Below are 15,457 nucleotides of genomic sequence, written 5' to 3'. Positions count from 1 at the left end.
GCGATAGCGTTTAGAAACGATTCTTCCACTCACGCAGAGTGGCGAACGTTGCGAGATCATTATCAATTGCGCCCTGCTTGCTTGCGGCGTTACGAACACTTTCCGTATCGACACGCAAGTAGGGGTTGATTTTCAGCTCGCGTCCTATCGTGCTGGGTAAGGTAGGGCGGTCTAGTGCCCGTGCTTTTTCACACTCCGTTAAGGCGTGTTTGACGTCTTCATTTTCCGGGTCTGCTTCGCTGGCAAAACGGAGGTTGGCCAGCGTGTATTCGTGAGCAGCAAACACAAAGGTTTCTTCCGGCAGGGCAGCAAAGCGTTTTAATGCCTTGTGCATCTGCTCAGGGGTCCCTTCGAAAAGACGACCGCAACCGGCGCAAAACAGGGTATCGCCGCAAAACAGTAATGGGGGAATCCCTGGTGTAAAATAACTGATATGGTCTAACGTATGCCCAGGCGTCTCGATGACCTCGAACAGACGGCCCATGACGCGAATTTCATCGCCATCACTGACGCGCTCGTCGATCCCTTCGATGGAGGGGTTGACCGGTCCTATGACCCGGGGAGCGTAGCGTCTGATCAACTCCCCAAGCCCATCGGTATGGTCAGGGTGATGATGAGTGATCAGAATAGTACCCAGTGACAGCGACTCGCGTTCAAGAAACTCGATAACCGGCAACGCTTCACCAGGATCCACCACGCATACCTCTTGACTGGTGTCCTGTCGGAGCAGCCAAATATAGTTGTCGCTTAAGGCGGGAATCGGTGTCACGCTCAGCATAGGCGAGATCCTTTAAAGATGGATTAGCGCTAATGATTAACAGCGCTTTTTATGATGCAAGACGTCAAAAAGCAGTTACTGTGGAGGGTTGAGCGGTACATGTCAAATTCAACGGCGGCAGAGACACTCGCCCACACACTATTGACCAGCCGCGCCTACTGGGAAACAGAGGCAGGCAAATCATTGTGGGACTCCCAGCGCGCCTGCCTTGGCCCTCTTGTTGATTCCCGTTGCGGTGGTCATAGCCTTGAAATGGGAATGGGGCCAGCAATGATGTCGATGTCCGGCATTGCCCATCGTCTGCAGTGGGCACCCACCCGCGCCAGCGCCCCCAGCGACCAGACGTTAGTTTGCCCACCCGACAGGCTGGCATTGCCGGACAGCTGTCTGGATGTCGTCGTGCTCCACCATTGGCTTGAGCATCTGCAGGATGCCCATCATGCGCTGCAAGAAGCCGCACGCGTTACCTCGGACAGTGGTCTGCTGGTGCTGTTCGGGTTTAATCCTCTGGGGGTGAGCGGTGTGGTCAAGCAGTGGCGCAAACGCCATGGGCAATACCCCTGGAACGGGCAATGGCGAACGGCCAGCCGGATGGGTGACTGGCTGGCATTTGTCGACTTTGAGGTGGAACGAGTAGACTACTGCTGCTTTAGAAGCTGGCCGGGAGGGCGCTGTGTCGAGCACTGGGAGTCACTGGGTCGGCGTTATAATTGTCCTCTGGGGGAAAGCTACATGGTGCTGGCCAAGCGCCGCCAACGCCATGCACCCAAGCAACGCATTAAATTCGGTCTGAAGGCGCCGGTTGCCGCGAGTTCCCTGGGGGCGACGCGTACCAATAGCCGCTAACCGCTGTCATCCAGTCTACAGACCCCAAGCGCAACCATTATTGATTCAAGGACGCAGATAACGTGACTGACACTGGCCGGTTACCCCAGGTAACCGTATATACCGATGGCGCCTGCCGCGGGAATCCCGGTCCCGGCGGATGGGGCGTTGTGCTCTCAAGCGGCCAGCATGAGAAAACCCTGTACGGGTATGAAGCACAAACGACCAATAACCGAATGGAATTAATGGCGGCCATCATGGCGCTGCGTACATTGAATACCCCTTGTCAGGTGGCCATCTGGACGGATTCCCAATATGTTCGTCAGGGTATCACGCAGTGGATTCATAACTGGCGTAAACGCCAGTGGAAAACCGCCGCTAAACAGCCTGTCAAAAATGCCGAGCTGTGGAAGCAGCTTGATGCCGAAGCCCAGCGTCATCAAATTGAGTGGCATTGGATAAAAGGGCATAGCGGCCATCCCGGTAACGAACGAGCCGATGCCCTTGCCAACCAGGCAATTGATGAAGCAGTACAAAACGCATAGGAGGCCATGATGCGCCAAGTCATCCTGGATACGGAAACCACAGGTATTGATCCCAGAGAAGGGCACCGATTGGTGGAAATCGGTGCCGTGGAAATGATCAACCGGCGTTTTACCGGCCGTACTTACCACCAATATATCAATCCAGAGCGTCACATCGACGCTGAGGTAGTCGCGGTTCACGGGATTGATGATGCCAAAGTCGCCAACGAACCCGTGTTTGCCCAGGTTGCCGACGAGTTCTGGGCTTTTATCGAAGGGGCCGAGCTGGTCATTCATAACGCGCCCTTCGATGTGGGGTTCATTGATCACGAATTGAAAATGCTGAAGAACCGTGATCAACCGTTGGGCCCTGTCGGTGATCATTGCCGCATTCTCGACACCCTGGTGATGGCCCGAAAGATGCACCCGGGCCAGCGCAACAGTCTTGATGCACTATGCAAACGGTATGATATCGATAACGGTCATCGCGTACTGCACGGCGCTCTGCTGGACGCCGAGATACTGGCTGACGTTTATCTGGCCATGACCGGCGGGCAGACGGCGCTCACGCTGGATGCCGAGGTCAATCAAGAACAGCGTAACGACACGCCGTCCGAGACAGGACTGTCGGTGCAGCGCATGTCGTTATCGCCCGGGCAGCTTCGGGTCATTGCGCCCAGCCAGGATGAACGGCAAGCGCATTTGGCTAAATGTGAAACGCATCAGCTACGCTGGTTCGAGGATACGCCGGGCAATGCTTAGACGAGAAATACCCCATGAAGCCCGGGAAGGGCGTGTTCTTTGCCTTTCTCGCAGTCGTCTTGCGCCCGCTGCGTCAGCGTCAGATGACGAGGCATTGACCCCGCTCCATCCCTGGCAGCCGTGGACTCAGGATATGCAGCCGCTTTGCTACTGGGATGAGGAACCTGTTGCGCTGCAATTAGCCTCATCGCCAGGCGAGGGATGGATAGACGGGCGGCAATGGATGGGGGAGTTGCCGACACACTGGTATTCGCTGCTATCCACCGCCCTGCAAGTGGGGGCATGGCTGGAAAATCACCGCTTTTGCGGTCGCTGTGGCGCAGAAGCCACGAAGCTCACCACTGAATTTGCAATGCATTGCCACGCCTGCGGCCACCGTAACTACCCGCGCATTTCGCCCTGCATTATTACTCTGGTGACCAGTGGCGAGGCGATGCTGCTGGCCCGCAGTCCGCGTTTTCCGCCTGGCCGCTACTCAACCCTGGCGGGTTTCATAGAGCCGGGGGAATCCGCTGAAGAGGCCGTACATCGAGAAATTTTTGAAGAGGTAGGTGTCCACGTCAGCCAGCTACGCTATTACCAGAGTCAGGCGTGGCCATTTCCGCATTCACTCATGCTGGGCTTTTTTGCCGAAGCGACCACGCGACGGATTCGCATTGACGGGGTGGAAATCAGTGATGCAGCGTGGTTCTCGCCCCGTCAACTGCCGACATTACCGCCGACCTATTCGATCTCGCGCGAACTGATTGAAACCCATTTGAAACGCTGGCGGTAAAACGGGCAGGGAGCTGTCGCTTTATTCGCCGGGAAAGAGGCTTGTCAACTTGGTGGCCAGCATCACGTTACCCGTCGCTTTGAGTTTGCCGGTCATGAACGCCGACATCCCATTGATATCACCATTCATGATGCCTTTAAGCGTATCCGTGCTCATGCTCAGGCTAACCGACGGGTCGTCATGCTCGCCCTCTTGTACATCGAGCTTGCCATTCTGGATATCCAGGTAGTGACTGCCCGCGTCCGAAAAATGAAACTGGAAAATCTCATGCATCCCCTGAGCGGCCTGCGGGTCAAATCGGGCTTGCAACTTTTCGAGGGTGTTGGTTGACATAATGGCGTTCCGTTAAAAACGAGATGGAATGGAGTAGCGTGCAACCTGTAGCGTCATCGTACAATTAGCCGCCTTGGGGCGAAAGAGTATTTCAAACATATGTTTCATATCAAGCGCCGTTTTTGATACAGCGGTCAACGATGGCTGCTTGATGCACATCAATCAAGGAGATGCACGTGAACGAATGGGTCGTAGAGATAGGTACGTTTATCGTACAAGCCTGCATTGTCGTTGCTGTCATCGGCATTGGCGTTTTGCTTGTCGCGCGAGCCAAGTCGGGGGGCGAGCGCGATTTGACACTGCACGTAGAGCCTTTGCACGAACAGCGCCGTAGCCGGGCGCGCCGCCTGCGCCTTGCCGCAACGCCTGCCGGCATCCGTAAAAAACTACTCAAGACCTTCCGCCGTGAGGACAAGCATCGGCGCAACGAAAAGGGTGAAACTGAAACACCCAATGTGTGGGTATTGACGTTCAAAGGCGATATGAAAGCGTCGGCCACCGAGCACTTTGCCCAGGAAATCTCCGCGCTTATCGAGGTCGCCAAGCCTGACGATGAAGTGGTGATTTGCCTTGAGTCACCCGGCGGGCTGGTTCACGCCTACGGCCTGGCCGCTGCCCAACTCGATCGCCTGAGAGAAGCAGGGCTTACGACCACTGTATGCGTGGACAAGGTGGCGGCGAGTGGCGGCTACCTGATGGCATGTACCGCCCATCACATCAAAGCGGCACCTTTTGCCGTGCTGGGTTCCATTGGTGTGGTCGCCCAGATTCCAAATATACACCGCTTGCTAAAGCGCCACGATGTCGATGTTGAAATGCTGACGGCGGGTAAATACAAACGCACGCTGACCATGCTGGGAGAGAATACCGATGAAGGGCGTGAAAAATTTCTCGAAGACCTTGAGAACACGCATCGACTGTTCAAGCAATATGTCGGCGAGCGCCGCCCCGACATGGATATCGATGCGTTGGCGACAGGTGAGATCTGGTATGGCAGCGAAGCTTTGGGTCTGAAACTGGTCGATAGTGTCGGCACCAGTGAAGCATATCTGATGGAACGTATCTCAAAAACCCGCGTTTATCGGGTGAAGCTGGAGCCCCCCAAGACAGTTGGCCGCAAGTTTGGCCTGGCGATTGCCAGCGGTGTGGAAAACGCCGTACTTAAAGGGCTAAGCATGCTGGAAGCCACTGGCTGGCACCGTCGCTAAGCTCGCCTCGTTGCTGCATTTCAAGCAGCAAAATGATCTGCCAGGGTCGTGATAATGGCCTTGGCGCTATCACTGCTGAGCGAATAATAAATCGTTTGTGATTCCCGCCGAGTATTCACCAACTGGTCGCGACGCAAAATCGCCAAGTGTTGTGAAAGTGCAGACTGGCTAAGTGCCAGTTGCTGGTTGATCTGCGTTACCGAGAGTTCCTTACCCGCGAGCAGACACAGAATCTGCAGCCGTTTTTCATTGGCCAATGCTTTCAACAGGTTGGTTCCCGCTTCGATGGCGTGGCCGTTATGATTAAGCAAGCGCGCAGCACTCTTGGAAGCCGACATGGGTATCTCCTGGTCTACCTCTGGAAGGTAGCGTTGTTATAGGTTGTTGAAGGCATCGCCGCGTTGTAGGGACTAATTATTTAATGATCAGTAATTTAGTGAGGTTTGTCCAAGTTGCTGTTTAACGGTTTATCAATGGTAATAAACACACACTGTCGACAATAAAACCAGGCCGAGAACTGCCTGTCGGCGGGTAGCCCATGGTCTTACAGCAAAGCGTTGACTTAGTGCATACAGTGTCAACAATCCTCAAAGCATTTTCCAATCACAAGAATGAAAGGTGTTTTCATGCGCCGCTACCCGCAGATTTACCAGCAATCCATTGAGCAGCCAGAACAGTTTTGGGCCGAACAGGCCAAGCGGATTCCCTGGATGATGCCGCCCAAGACGATACTGACCTACGATGATCAGCAGCATGCGCGGTGGTTTGCCGACGGTGAGATGAACCTTTGCCACGCGGCCCTGGACTACCATGTGGATCAGGGGCGAGGAGAGCAGGCCGCTATTTTCTGGGACTCGCCGGTGACGCAAAGCCAGCAAACCATTACCTATCGTCAGTTACTGGAGCGGGTGGCGGCGTTTGCCGGTGGACTCCAGCAGCTAGGTGTTGAAAAAGGCGACCGGGTGGTCATCTACATGCCGATGATTCCGGAAGCGGTGGTGGCCATGTACGCCTGCGCCCGGCTAGGGGCGATTCATTCGGTCGTATTTGGCGGCTTCGCTCCCCATGAACTGGCCGCACGTATCGAAGACGCCGCGCCGAAAGTCGTCGTCGCGGCCTCTTGCGGTATCGAGGGAGGCAAGGTCGTGGCCTACAAGCCGATCATCGATGAGGCCCTGGCTTTAAGCCCGCATCGGCCTGATGCCTGCATTATCAAAGTCCGCGCGGAGTGTGACGTCGCGTTCAACGAACGGGAATACGACTGGGAAACCCTTGTCAGCCAGGCGACCCCGGCCGAGTGTGTGCCGGTAAAGGGTACCGATCCGCTTTATGTGCTCTATACGTCAGGCACAACGGGGAAGCCCAAAGGCATTGTGCGCGACACCGCTGGTTATGCGGTGGCCCTTGCCTACTCGATGGAGGCGATTTATGCCCTGGCGCCGGGGGACGTGTTCTTTACCGCGTCAGACGTTGGCTGGGTCGTCGGCCATTCTTATATTGTTTATGGCCCATTATTACACGGTTGCAGCACGGTTCTTTACGAAGGCAAACCGGTCAAAACGCCCGATGCGGGGAGTTTTTGGCGCCTCATCGAGAAATATAACGTTACCAGTTTCTTCAGTGCGCCCACGGCCTTTCGCGCGATCAAAAAGGAAGATCCGGATGCCCAGTGGCTTGCAAAGTACGACATCAGCAGTCTGAAGCACCTTTATGTGGCGGGCGAAAGGCTTGATCCGCCCACCTATCATTGGTTGGACGACCTGCTTGACGTGCCGGTTATCGACCACTGGTGGCAAACCGAAACCGGCTGGCCCATTGCGGCCAACCTGCCGGGTATCGAACCCATGCCCACCAAAGCCGGGTCGGCGACCGTGCCGGTACCGGGTTTTAATGTGCAGGTGCTGAACCGCGATGGCGAGCAAGCCGCCCCCATGGAACAGGGCAGTGTGGTTATCAAGCAGCCGATGCCCCCAGGTTGTTTAACCGGGGTTTGGGGAGACCCTAAGCGTTTCCACTCTGCCTACATGGCAGCTTTCCCAGGCTACTACCTGACCGGAGACGGCGGCTTTTTTGATGAGCAGGGCTATCTGTTCATCATGGGCCGCACCGACGATGTGATTAATGTGGCAGGCCACCGGCTTTCTACCGGTGAAATGGAAGAAGTGGTGGGTGGACATCCGTCGGTCGCCGAATGCGCCGTCATTGGTGTCCATGATGATCTTAAAGGGCAGTTGCCTGTTGGCCTGGTGATTCCCAAGGATGGTTACACTGAAGGTGAAGAAGCACTCGAAGCAGCGTTGATTGCGTGTGTACGCGAGCAAATTGGCCCGGTGGCCTGCTTCAAGCAAGTCATCGTCGTCGACCGGCTGCCCAAGACACGCTCGGGTAAAATCTTGCGGAAGTTGTTGCGCAACCTGGCCGATGGCCAGGAGGTGGGCATCCCTTCCACTATCGATGACCCCACCAGCGTCGATGATGTGCATCGCGCCATGTGCGATCACCGGATCGGTCGTGCGAACGAAACGCCACCTCACGCCTAGCCTTTGCTGACCGCCGCCCACTTTTATTGCGGTCGAGAAGGCGTATAATGCGCCTCTCGCCGCACTGGGTGCGCAATGCATTGAGGGTTCCCTAACCCCTCGTTATCACAAAAAGGCCAGCCGCATGTTTATATTAAACGACGCTCAGCACCGCCGTTGCCTCGCCGTCATGGTGGCATTTCACATTGGTATCATCGCCGCCAGTAACTACCTGGTTCAGCTTCCGTTCACTTTGTTTGGCTTCCATACCACCTGGGGTGCCTTCAGCTTTCCGTTTATCTTTCTGGCCACTGACTTGACCGTCAGGCTGTTTGGCAAGGGACCCGCCCGTGCCATTGTTTTGCGCGTCATGCTGCCTGCTCTGGTCGTCTCGTATGTAGTCTCCGTGGTGTTTCCGCAGGGGAATTTCGCAGGCCTGGGGGCATTGAGTGAAGGCAATCTGTTTGTCGCGCGTATCGCGCTGGCAAGCTTTTTGGCCTACGTTATTGGTCAGCTACTGGACGTGCAGGTGTTTGACCGTTTGCGTCAGTGGGTATGGTGGGTCGCGCCGGTGTTTTCTACCGTGCTGGGCAACCTGGCCGATACCTTTGCGTTTTTCTCGGTCGCTTTTTACCAGAGCCCGGATCCCTTTATGGCCACCCACTGGGTGGAAATTGCCGCCGTTGATTACGCCATCAAACTCGCCATCAGTCTGCTGTTTTTCCTGCCCCTGTATGGCCTGTTGTTGTCCTGGTTGACGCGTCGGCTGGTGGTCTGGACCGATCAGCCCGACGTTGCGCCGCGCACTGCCCAATTCCCCATTAAGTAACGAGGAGCTCCGATGAGTGACGCCTTGCCAATAGATTTGCACTACCTGGACCAGCCCTCGGAAGCGCACGCTGATGCGACCCCCATGGTCGTCATTCACGGACTTCTCGGCAGTGCCGATAACTGGCGTTCACATCTCAAGGTATGGCAGGCCTCGCGGCGGGTGATTGCGGTTGATTTACGCAACCACGGCCGTTCCCCCCATGCCGAGGGAATGAGCTACGCCCAAATGAGCGCCGATGTCGTCGCTTTGCTCGATAAGCTTGAGTTATCGAAGGTTCACCTGGTCGGGCATTCCATGGGCGGCAAGGTGGCAATCAGCCTGGCGCGCCAACACCCTGATCGCGTTGCCTCGCTGGTGGTGGCGGACATTGCACCAGTAGCCTACCAACACGGCCATGATGATGTCTTTGCCGCGCTGGAACGGGTGAGGGAAGGCCAGCCCGCCAATCGCCGCGAAGCGGATGAACTGCTGGCAGAACACGTTGACTCCCGGCCGACGCGGCTGTTTCTTGCCACTAACCTGGTGCGGAGCGAGCAGGGCGGCCTCAAACTGCGCGTTGGGCTGGATTACATTCGCCAGGATTACGAGGCGATCATCGGCTTGCCGTCGGGAGAGACATCTTACAACGGTCCGACGCTGGTGCTTCGCGGCGATGAGTCCCCCTACGTGAGCGACGCCATGTTGCCCGCGCTGCGGGAGGTGCTCCCTACTTCGCGGGTCGTGACGCTAAAACAAGCCGGGCACTGGTTGCATGCCGACCAGCCCGAGGCCTTCCAGCAATCGGTTGACGCATTCTTGACAGCGCAAACTTCCTAAGCCAGTTCATAGAGGTTTGATGGATAGGCCATGCTCATCAGGTTGACGCAAGAATCGCTGCAGGATGCGATAGCTGTCGATATCGAAGCTGGCCGACGCGGCATCCAGCTTCTTGGCGGCGGCTAAGGTGGCGGCACTTCCCAGGTAGCACCACTGATTTATCACGTGCCAGGCCGCTGCATCGTGCTCCGGGGTTGATTCCTTGATGGCAATACGCCCCGGCCACGGCCAGGTGTTGACCTGCAGTGGCTGCAACGCTGTCTGCGCGCGCTGTGTGTGATTGCTGATCGTTTCGCTTCCGCAACAGGCGCCACGGCACTTACCTATCTGGCTGCCAAAACAACGGCCTTTACCCGCTTCCAGGCCCAGTACCTGGGGGCAAAGCTGATGCGCCTCGGCAAGCTCACGCAAGGCCTCCTTGGCACTGGAAGCATTACGGTAAAGGCCGAAGAATCCTCCCTCTGTCGGTTGATTAAGCGCCGCTCCGCTGAGCAGCTGTGGTCGTGTTGCCCCCGCGGGCCAATGCCAGGTGGTCAGGTCACGCTGTTTACGTAATTGACGGTTCATGATCGGTAACAGCGACTTGACCAATTGGGCTTCACGTAGCTGGGCACCAAGGTCCCCGGCTGTCTCTTCCCACTCTATATGCTGTATCTGCTCGACCATCCTCATTGCTTTATGGTCGTGGCGGGCCCGCCGAAAATGATCCCGCACGCGGTCGCGCAGCCGGATACTCTTACCGACGTAAAGCGGTAGCCGGTTATGGCCATAGAAAAGGTACACCCCAGGCCCAGGCGGTAGCTGGCTGAGCATGTCCGGATCAATCATTGTCGGTCGTTGACGACGCTGGGTGTCATCCAATTGCGTTTGCCGTTTTTATCGGTGATTGACGCCCCTGACTAGAGGGCATGAGGGTCGATGGCGAGGCGCGACACTGGCAAGGGGTCCTCGCTTAGGCCTTGCTGTACAAGAAATTGTTCAAATGCCTGATAGCGGCGATTGTCCACCGCGCCAGGCGACAATGCGATCCGCCTGAGCAGGTCTTGCCAGTTTGCCGTATTGATGGGGTTATCAAGCACCGGTTCGGCACTGATCAGTAATTCCCAGGCGGCATCCGGGTTCTCCAATATCCAGTAATGCGCGTCTTCTATGGCCTTCACAATGTGGGACCAGGTCTTGGCACGGCGAGTGGCCCCGTCTCGGTTGGCCAACAGCACCAAGCCGTCGTAGCGGGGGATATCCAGGTCACTGTGGCGTATGACTTGCGTGTCGATACCTTCATTCGCCAGTTGTTCAGGCAATGAATGAAAGGGTGCATCGACGATGGCATCGACCTGTTCCTCGGCGAAAGCCCGCCGAACGTCAAAATGCAGATTAACCGGGGGCGCGACATTGCCTGCCTGGGTGAGTGCCTTGGGGATCAAGTAAGGGATGAACAGATCAAGACCTTCGCGACTGGTATAGCCATAGCGCATTCTCGCAAGCTTATCCTTGATGGGATCCTCAAGCTCACCTGCCACGACCACCGCCGTTAGCGGTGTCTCGATCAGCGTGGCAATGCGCACGATGGGGGCGCCGTCGTGCACATAGAGGTGCAGCGAAGGCTGGCGGCTCAGGGCAAAGTCGATCTCATCGGCGGCTAATAGTTTCAGTCCAATGCTCGGGTCTGCCGGTGTTTGAAGCTCAACCTCCATTCCCTGGGCGGTAAACAACCCGCGTTGCTGAGCCACAATCAACCCTGCGTGCTTGGGACTCAAAAACCAGTCCAGCATGATGCTGACCTGTTCAAGGGGAGGCGGCTCAAGGGGAGGCGCTGGGGTGACGGCTTTCGTCGGCGCCTCCTGTTGTGGCTCATCTGATTCGGCATTGGGCGTCCACCAGGTGGGCGGCACCTCAACGCTGCTGTTGAGTTCGAGCTGGTTGTCACTGGTCGGGTTTTGAGCATCCGACTCATTTGCGTATGTCATTGAACTTACGAATAATAAAACGACTTTTATAGATAGCAAAACATACCAAGTGCGACACAAACGGGTCAGCATCATCAATCACTCCCAGTAACAGAAAGCAAAGTGTATCTGGCACGCTAATCATCTGACCAGCCTTCAATTACGCCTTGTCAGCCCATGAGGCGCAGTAAATTCAACGCTGGCATGCGATAATCAGTGAGCCTTGAGCAGAGACGGAGAGTCATGGACGCAATCTACACGTTTTTCCTGGTCGGCGGTTCCTTGATGGCGCTCAGCATTCTGGCGAGCCGTCTTTCTTCGATGATGGGGGTTCCGCTGCTCCTGATCTTTCTTGCGCTGGGGATGATCGCCGGTGAAGAAGGACTCTTAGGGCTCCAGTTCGATGACTACTACATGGCTTTTACCATCGGCCATCTAGCCCTGGCGATGATTCTGCTGGATGGTGGCCTGCGAACCCGCCTTAAAACCTTCCGCGTCGGCTTCAAACCGGCGCTTTCACTTGCCACCTTCGGGGTCTTTATCACCAGCGCCATTGTCGGTGGCATCGCCATGCTGGTGTTCGATCTATCGCTCGCTGAGGGTTTGCTGGTGGGGGCCATTGTCGGCTCCACCGACGCCGCCGCGGTGTTTTCAATGCTAAGCGGGCGAGGCGTCAACCTTAATGAGCGGGTAGGGGCCACGCTTGAAATCGAATCGGGCACCAACGACCCGATGGCGATTTTCCTGACCTTGATGTTGGTCGAGCTGCTGGTGGGTGACATCGGCGGCCCCGTCGAGACGCTGCTGTTTTTCATTACCCAATTCGGTATCGGCCTGGTGGTGGGGCTTGGCGGCGGCTGGCTGAGTGCCAAGCTGTTGCGCTGGCTGGATCTGGCACCGGGACTCTACGCCATGCTAGCTCTTGCCCTGGGCTTCAGTGTCTTTGGCCTTACCAGCGTACTGGGCGGCAGTGGCTTTTTGGCGATCTACCTGGCGGGCCTGATGATTGGCAACCAGCCGGGCCGTCACCTCAACTTTATCCTGCCCGTTCACGATGGTCTGGCATGGCTGAGCCAAATCGGTCTGTTCCTGGTGCTGGGGCTTCTGGTAACGCCCAGCGAGCTCTGGGATGTCGCGCTTCCCGCCGCCCTGGTGGCACTGGCTCTGATTTTCATTGCCCGCCCGCTGGCCGTGTTGATTACCATCAAGCCGTTTTTCAAGTTTCGCTGGCGGGAAACCTGGTTTATCGCCTGGGTAGGCCTGCGCGGCGCGGTGCCGATCGTGCTGGCCATTTTCCCCTTGATCGACGGCGTGGAGAACGCCTCGCTCTACTTCAATGTGGCCTTTGCGGTGGTGCTTATGTCGCTTTTGATCCAGGGCGGCTCGCTGACCGTTATGGCTCGCTGGCTCAAAGTGGAGGTGCCCATAGGGACTACGCCAGACCGACGGGGTCCGCTGGGTATATTGCCGGAAAACGACTACGAGATGTTTGTCTACTCGGTTGAAAACAAAGACCTCGAAGACGTTCCCATCCGGTTACTGCGTTTCCCCTCCGGCGCGCTGATCTCGGCGCTATTCCGCGAACACGCCATGCTGCACCCGAAAGGCAGCACCCGGCTCAAGCTGGGCGATGTCATTTGCGTGATCGGCCGTTCGGAAGACCTGAACGCGCTCAATCGACTGTTCAACGGTGATTCAAAGCTCAAGCGGGAGCGTGCCTTCTTCGGTACCTTTACGCTGGATGGCAGCGCCCAAATGCAGGACATTGCCCAGGCTTACGGTCTGACACTGAGCCCGGGTGAGAAAGACATGACCCTGGCCGAGTTTGTATCGCTCCGCGTAGGCGGTCACCCCGTGGTGGGTGACGATGTGGATTGGCATGGCATTCATTGGGTAGTCAGCGATATGCAAGGCGGAAAAATTACTCGTGTCGGGCTAAGGTTGTACTAAAGACGTTGACTTCCAAGGAAAAGCTGGTAGTATATGCAGCCGTAAGCCGGAGGGATGGCAGAGCGGTTGAATGCACCGGTCTTGAAAACCGGCAAAGGTTAATAGCCTTTCCAGGGTTCGAATCCCTGTCCCTCCGCCACCTCATCTTAAAGGGCATGTTTTCGAGGCTTATCAATGGCTTAGAAGACATGCCTTTTTTCTTATTTACCACATGTGTTTACCACATCCCCCACGGTTGGCTGAGCATAGGCTCCTATTGTTCCACGTGCTACTTTGGTTAGGCACCCAATAAGCAAGGAAACACCAATGCACAACTTCTACCGCGAAACCGTATACATCGAGAAAGCTGATGGTCAGCGACTAGGCCCACTAGAAGCGGCTGTTCAAAAAGGGAAAATCATCGCGCCCGCTACGCACCCTATCGAGCTAGGGGATGTCTTGGTTCGGGTGATGGATCAAAGCGCAGATGAACGGTACATAGTAGATGATCCAGGATACCGTCCCGATTCGGGGCTAGATTTTCCAGCCAAGTACTTTGTTGAAGTGTCCAAGGTTGGACGGGACAGTGGACGCACTGCTTCATCATCAGAAAATAGCTCTGCGTCGAATATCACTGTAAACGTCCAAGGTGATCACGCGCGGGTCTATAGTCAATCAACCGACTATTCGCAAAACACAATCAATGATGCTGCTGTATCTAAGCAACTTGAGGCGCTACGTTCAGAGCTACAAGACCGTGTAGAAGACCCCCAACGCTTGGATGATTTTGAGCGCCAAATCGACGAATTAGAGGCCTCCCATCCCAACTCAGCGACCATAGGTGCGCGATTAGATAGCCTTATTCGCCAAGGAGCTGAGTACGCAGAAATCATTGGTAAGTATAAAAGCATTATCATGTCTCTATGTACTGGTGGTAAAGAGAGCTGACGGACGGGTTTCTGTTAAGAGCGAAGGCGATAAAAAATCATCCCACCGCAAACACACCGCCAATATAAATAACCTCCCTATTTCGTCGCATTCAGCGGCCATTTCTTGGTTTCATTTGGGTACACCTCAGCGAGTACGGTCTGAGCGCCCATGTGTTTGTGTTCATATATACTGTTTGACAACCCTAATGAGTACGCCTATTGTGAACACACCCAAATGAACACAAGGGCTAAATAGGGAGCGACAGCAATGGCTTTCATTCGTGCTTACCTTCGGGCATCAACAGACGATCAGAATGCCAGCCGCGCACGTCAGGCGCTTAATGATTTCGTTAACGATAAAGGCGCTACGGTTGCATCTTGGTATGTTGAGAACGCCAGCGGGACCAAAGCGGATCGGACAGAACTCGCGCGACTTATCGATGACTCACAGCCTGGGGACATTCTGCTAGTTGAGCAAGTTGACCGACTAACCCGACTGACCAAAGGCGATTGGGACAGACTCAAGGGAGCCATACAGAGCGCCGGTCTTCGCGTCGTCTCACTGGACCTTCCTACCAGCCACACAGCGCTGACCGTCGATGCCAACGACGACTTCACTGGACGGATGATTGATGCTGTAAACGCCATGCTGCTAGATATGCTCGCGGCTGTCGCTCGGAAAGACTATGAGGACAGGAGAAGGCGGCAAGCTGAAGGCATCATCAAGGCGAAGGAACACGGACGCTATAAGGGTCGCCCAGTAGACAGCGATAAACATAGGCGAATCATCGAACTCAGAGGCCAAGGCTTCAGCGTTCGGAAAACAGCGGACATTATCGGTTGTGGTATCAGCACTGTTCAACGTGCCGAAAAGAGAGCATCCGCTGACTAGGTCATAGAAAGGAATGTAGTGGTCAACTAAACCCGGACAGTAATTTAAGGTTTTCCTAAGCGGTAACGGGCGAAATGCCGTCGTTGAATGCATAAGGTCGTTTCCGGTTGTAGCAGTCCATCAGATAGCCACCAACATCTTTTTGGTCCTCAGGCAGACTTCTGTATCTGAAGGCTGGTACCCACTCAGATTTCAGGCTCTGGAGCAGTCTCTCCATCGGCGCATTGACGCTCCTATGTCAAATATTCTCCTGTAATTTCTCCAAGATCACTCATTATCAACCGACGTCACCCCATTTTCAGTAGCACTAGGGTGTAGCGTAAGTTCTATCGGTAATCCCCCCATTTTTAACGGGGTTCAAAAGTAGACCTCAGGCCATCATGGCCAAC

At 55.6% G+C, this 15,457-nt stretch carries 16 protein-coding genes, 1 tRNA gene and 1 pseudogene; 12 read left to right on the top strand and 6 right to left on the bottom strand.

The genetic code is table 11. From position 1 onward, the window contains the following. Positions 1-10 precede the first annotated feature (10 nt). Entirely contained in the window at positions 11-778 is a 768-nt protein-coding gene (gene gloB, locus ADS46_RS05815) for a hydroxyacylglutathione hydrolase (RefSeq protein ID WP_066317506.1), read from the bottom strand. A gap of 99 nt (positions 779-877) precedes the next feature. Here gloB and ADS46_RS05810 point away from each other — a divergent pair, with 99 nt between their 5' ends. From ADS46_RS05810 to nudC, 4 genes are all read left to right on the top strand, one after another. Then, positions 878-1,624, top strand: coding sequence for a methyltransferase domain-containing protein (locus ADS46_RS05810; RefSeq protein WP_066317504.1), 747 nt, complete (start codon positions 878-880; stop codon positions 1,622-1,624). Positions 1,625-1,686: 62 nt separating this feature from the next. Beyond that, positions 1,687-2,148: a ribonuclease HI gene (rnhA, locus tag ADS46_RS05805; protein ID WP_066317502.1), complete on the top strand. Its 462-nt coding sequence runs from the start codon at positions 1,687-1,689 to the stop codon at positions 2,146-2,148. Between the two features lie 9 nt (positions 2,149-2,157). Then, positions 2,158-2,889, top strand: coding sequence for a DNA polymerase III subunit epsilon (gene dnaQ, locus ADS46_RS05800; protein ID WP_066317499.1), 732 nt, complete (start codon positions 2,158-2,160; stop codon positions 2,887-2,889). After that, positions 2,882-3,664 (top strand): NAD(+) diphosphatase, encoded by a 783-nt coding sequence (gene nudC, locus ADS46_RS05795; protein ID WP_066317496.1) that lies wholly within the window; start codon positions 2,882-2,884, stop codon positions 3,662-3,664. Before dnaQ ends, nudC begins: the two co-directional genes overlap by 8 nt. A 21-nt stretch (positions 3,665-3,685) precedes the next feature. Here the strand turns inward: nudC and ADS46_RS05790 are convergent, their stop codons facing one another. Beyond that, entirely contained in the window at positions 3,686-3,997 is a 312-nt protein-coding gene (locus ADS46_RS05790) for an SCP2 sterol-binding domain-containing protein (RefSeq protein WP_066317493.1), read from the bottom strand. A 176-nt stretch (positions 3,998-4,173) separates the two neighbouring features. Here ADS46_RS05790 and sohB point away from each other — a divergent pair, with 176 nt between their 5' ends. Then, positions 4,174-5,205 carry a protease SohB gene (gene sohB, locus ADS46_RS05785; RefSeq protein ID WP_066317491.1) on the top strand — a complete coding sequence of 344 codons (1,032 nt, stop codon included), beginning with the start codon at positions 4,174-4,176 and terminating at the stop codon, positions 5,203-5,205. Positions 5,206-5,225: 20 nt separating this feature from the next. Here the strand turns inward: sohB and ADS46_RS05780 are convergent, their stop codons facing one another. Then, positions 5,226-5,543, bottom strand: coding sequence for an ArsR/SmtB family transcription factor (locus ADS46_RS05780; protein WP_066317489.1), 318 nt, complete (start codon positions 5,541-5,543; stop codon positions 5,226-5,228). 288 nt (positions 5,544-5,831) lie between these two features. On the opposite strand from ADS46_RS05780, the gene ADS46_RS05775 reads away from it, so the two are divergent. The 3 genes from ADS46_RS05775 to ADS46_RS05765 all read left to right on the top strand — a co-directional run bounded on the left by ADS46_RS05775 (position 5,832) and on the right by ADS46_RS05765 (position 9,372). After that, entirely contained in the window at positions 5,832-7,745 is a 1,914-nt protein-coding gene (locus tag ADS46_RS05775; RefSeq protein ID WP_066317488.1) for a propionyl-CoA synthetase, read from the top strand. A gap of 124 nt (positions 7,746-7,869) precedes the next feature. Beyond that, positions 7,870-8,553, top strand: a complete 684-nt coding sequence (locus tag ADS46_RS05770) for a 7-cyano-7-deazaguanine/7-aminomethyl-7-deazaguanine transporter (protein WP_066317486.1) — start codon at positions 7,870-7,872, stop codon at positions 8,551-8,553. A gap of 12 nt (positions 8,554-8,565) precedes the next feature. After that, positions 8,566-9,372 (top strand): alpha/beta fold hydrolase, encoded by an 807-nt coding sequence (locus ADS46_RS05765; protein ID WP_066317483.1) that lies wholly within the window; start codon positions 8,566-8,568, stop codon positions 9,370-9,372. Positions 9,373-9,378: 6 nt separating this feature from the next. Here ADS46_RS05765 and ADS46_RS05760 read toward each other — a convergent pair whose 3' ends face one another. Next, on the bottom strand, positions 9,379-10,200 hold the full coding sequence (locus tag ADS46_RS05760) for a GIY-YIG nuclease family protein (RefSeq protein WP_066317479.1): 822 nt from the start codon (positions 10,198-10,200) through the stop codon (positions 9,379-9,381). Between the two features lie 71 nt (positions 10,201-10,271). Continuing rightward, positions 10,272-11,339, bottom strand: coding sequence for an ABC transporter substrate-binding protein (locus ADS46_RS05755; RefSeq protein ID WP_234346773.1), 1,068 nt, complete (start codon positions 11,337-11,339; stop codon positions 10,272-10,274). A gap of 222 nt (positions 11,340-11,561) precedes the next feature. On the opposite strand from ADS46_RS05755, the gene ADS46_RS05750 reads away from it, so the two are divergent. The 4 genes from ADS46_RS05750 (at position 11,562) to ADS46_RS05735 (ending at position 15,068) form a co-directional block, all read left to right on the top strand. Next, positions 11,562-13,268: a potassium/proton antiporter gene (locus ADS46_RS05750; protein WP_066317476.1), complete on the top strand. Its 1,707-nt coding sequence runs from the start codon at positions 11,562-11,564 to the stop codon at positions 13,266-13,268. Positions 13,269-13,316: 48 nt separating this feature from the next. Next, positions 13,317-13,407, top strand: a tRNA-Ser gene (locus tag ADS46_RS05745). Between the two features lie 167 nt (positions 13,408-13,574). Next, positions 13,575-14,195, top strand: coding sequence for a hypothetical protein (locus ADS46_RS05740; RefSeq protein ID WP_066317474.1), 621 nt, complete (start codon positions 13,575-13,577; stop codon positions 14,193-14,195). 249 nt (positions 14,196-14,444) lie between these two features. Next, positions 14,445-15,068 carry a recombinase family protein gene (locus ADS46_RS05735; protein ID WP_066317472.1) on the top strand — a complete coding sequence of 208 codons (624 nt, stop codon included), beginning with the start codon at positions 14,445-14,447 and terminating at the stop codon, positions 15,066-15,068. Positions 15,069-15,123: 55 nt separating this feature from the next. Here ADS46_RS05735 and ADS46_RS18975 read toward each other — a convergent pair. Then, positions 15,124-15,294, bottom strand: a pseudogene (locus tag ADS46_RS18975) (IS3 family transposase); the annotation flags it as partial. Between the last annotated feature and the right edge of the window lie 163 nt (positions 15,295-15,457).

This window comes from Halomonas sp. G11, from assembly GCF_001663515.1.
Classification (GTDB): domain Bacteria; phylum Pseudomonadota; class Gammaproteobacteria; order Pseudomonadales; family Halomonadaceae; genus Vreelandella.
Note: the sequence above shows the minus strand (reverse complement) of the source record. Positions and strands in the feature narration are given on the sequence as shown.

Excerpts from the sequence above, each read along its gene's own strand:
- ADS46_RS05770 (WP_066317486.1), top strand. The coding sequence starts at position 7,870 with ATGTTTATATTAAACGACGCTCAGCACCGCCGTTGCCTCGCCGTCATG.
- gloB (WP_066317506.1), bottom strand. The coding sequence starts at position 778 with ATGCTGAGCGTGACACCGATTCCCGCCTTAAGCGACAACTATATTTGG.
- nudC (WP_066317496.1), top strand. The coding sequence starts at position 2,882 with ATGCTTAGACGAGAAATACCCCATGAAGCCCGGGAAGGGCGTGTTCTT.
- ADS46_RS05765 (WP_066317483.1), top strand. The coding sequence starts at position 8,566 with ATGAGTGACGCCTTGCCAATAGATTTGCACTACCTGGACCAGCCCTCG.
- ADS46_RS05810 (WP_066317504.1), top strand. The coding sequence starts at position 878 with ATGTCAAATTCAACGGCGGCAGAGACACTCGCCCACACACTATTGACC.
- ADS46_RS05735 (WP_066317472.1), top strand. The coding sequence starts at position 14,445 with ATGGCTTTCATTCGTGCTTACCTTCGGGCATCAACAGACGATCAGAAT.
- ADS46_RS05780 (WP_066317489.1), bottom strand. The coding sequence starts at position 5,543 with ATGTCGGCTTCCAAGAGTGCTGCGCGCTTGCTTAATCATAACGGCCAC.
- ADS46_RS05750 (WP_066317476.1), top strand. The coding sequence starts at position 11,562 with ATGGACGCAATCTACACGTTTTTCCTGGTCGGCGGTTCCTTGATGGCG.
- ADS46_RS05790 (WP_066317493.1), bottom strand. The coding sequence starts at position 3,997 with ATGTCAACCAACACCCTCGAAAAGTTGCAAGCCCGATTTGACCCGCAG.
- ADS46_RS05775 (WP_066317488.1), top strand. The coding sequence starts at position 5,832 with ATGCGCCGCTACCCGCAGATTTACCAGCAATCCATTGAGCAGCCAGAA.
- dnaQ (WP_066317499.1), top strand. The coding sequence starts at position 2,158 with ATGCGCCAAGTCATCCTGGATACGGAAACCACAGGTATTGATCCCAGA.
- ADS46_RS05755 (WP_234346773.1), bottom strand. The coding sequence starts at position 11,339 with ATGACATACGCAAATGAGTCGGATGCTCAAAACCCGACCAGTGACAAC.
- ADS46_RS05740 (WP_066317474.1), top strand. The coding sequence starts at position 13,575 with ATGCACAACTTCTACCGCGAAACCGTATACATCGAGAAAGCTGATGGT.
- ADS46_RS05760 (WP_066317479.1), bottom strand. The coding sequence starts at position 10,200 with ATGATTGATCCGGACATGCTCAGCCAGCTACCGCCTGGGCCTGGGGTG.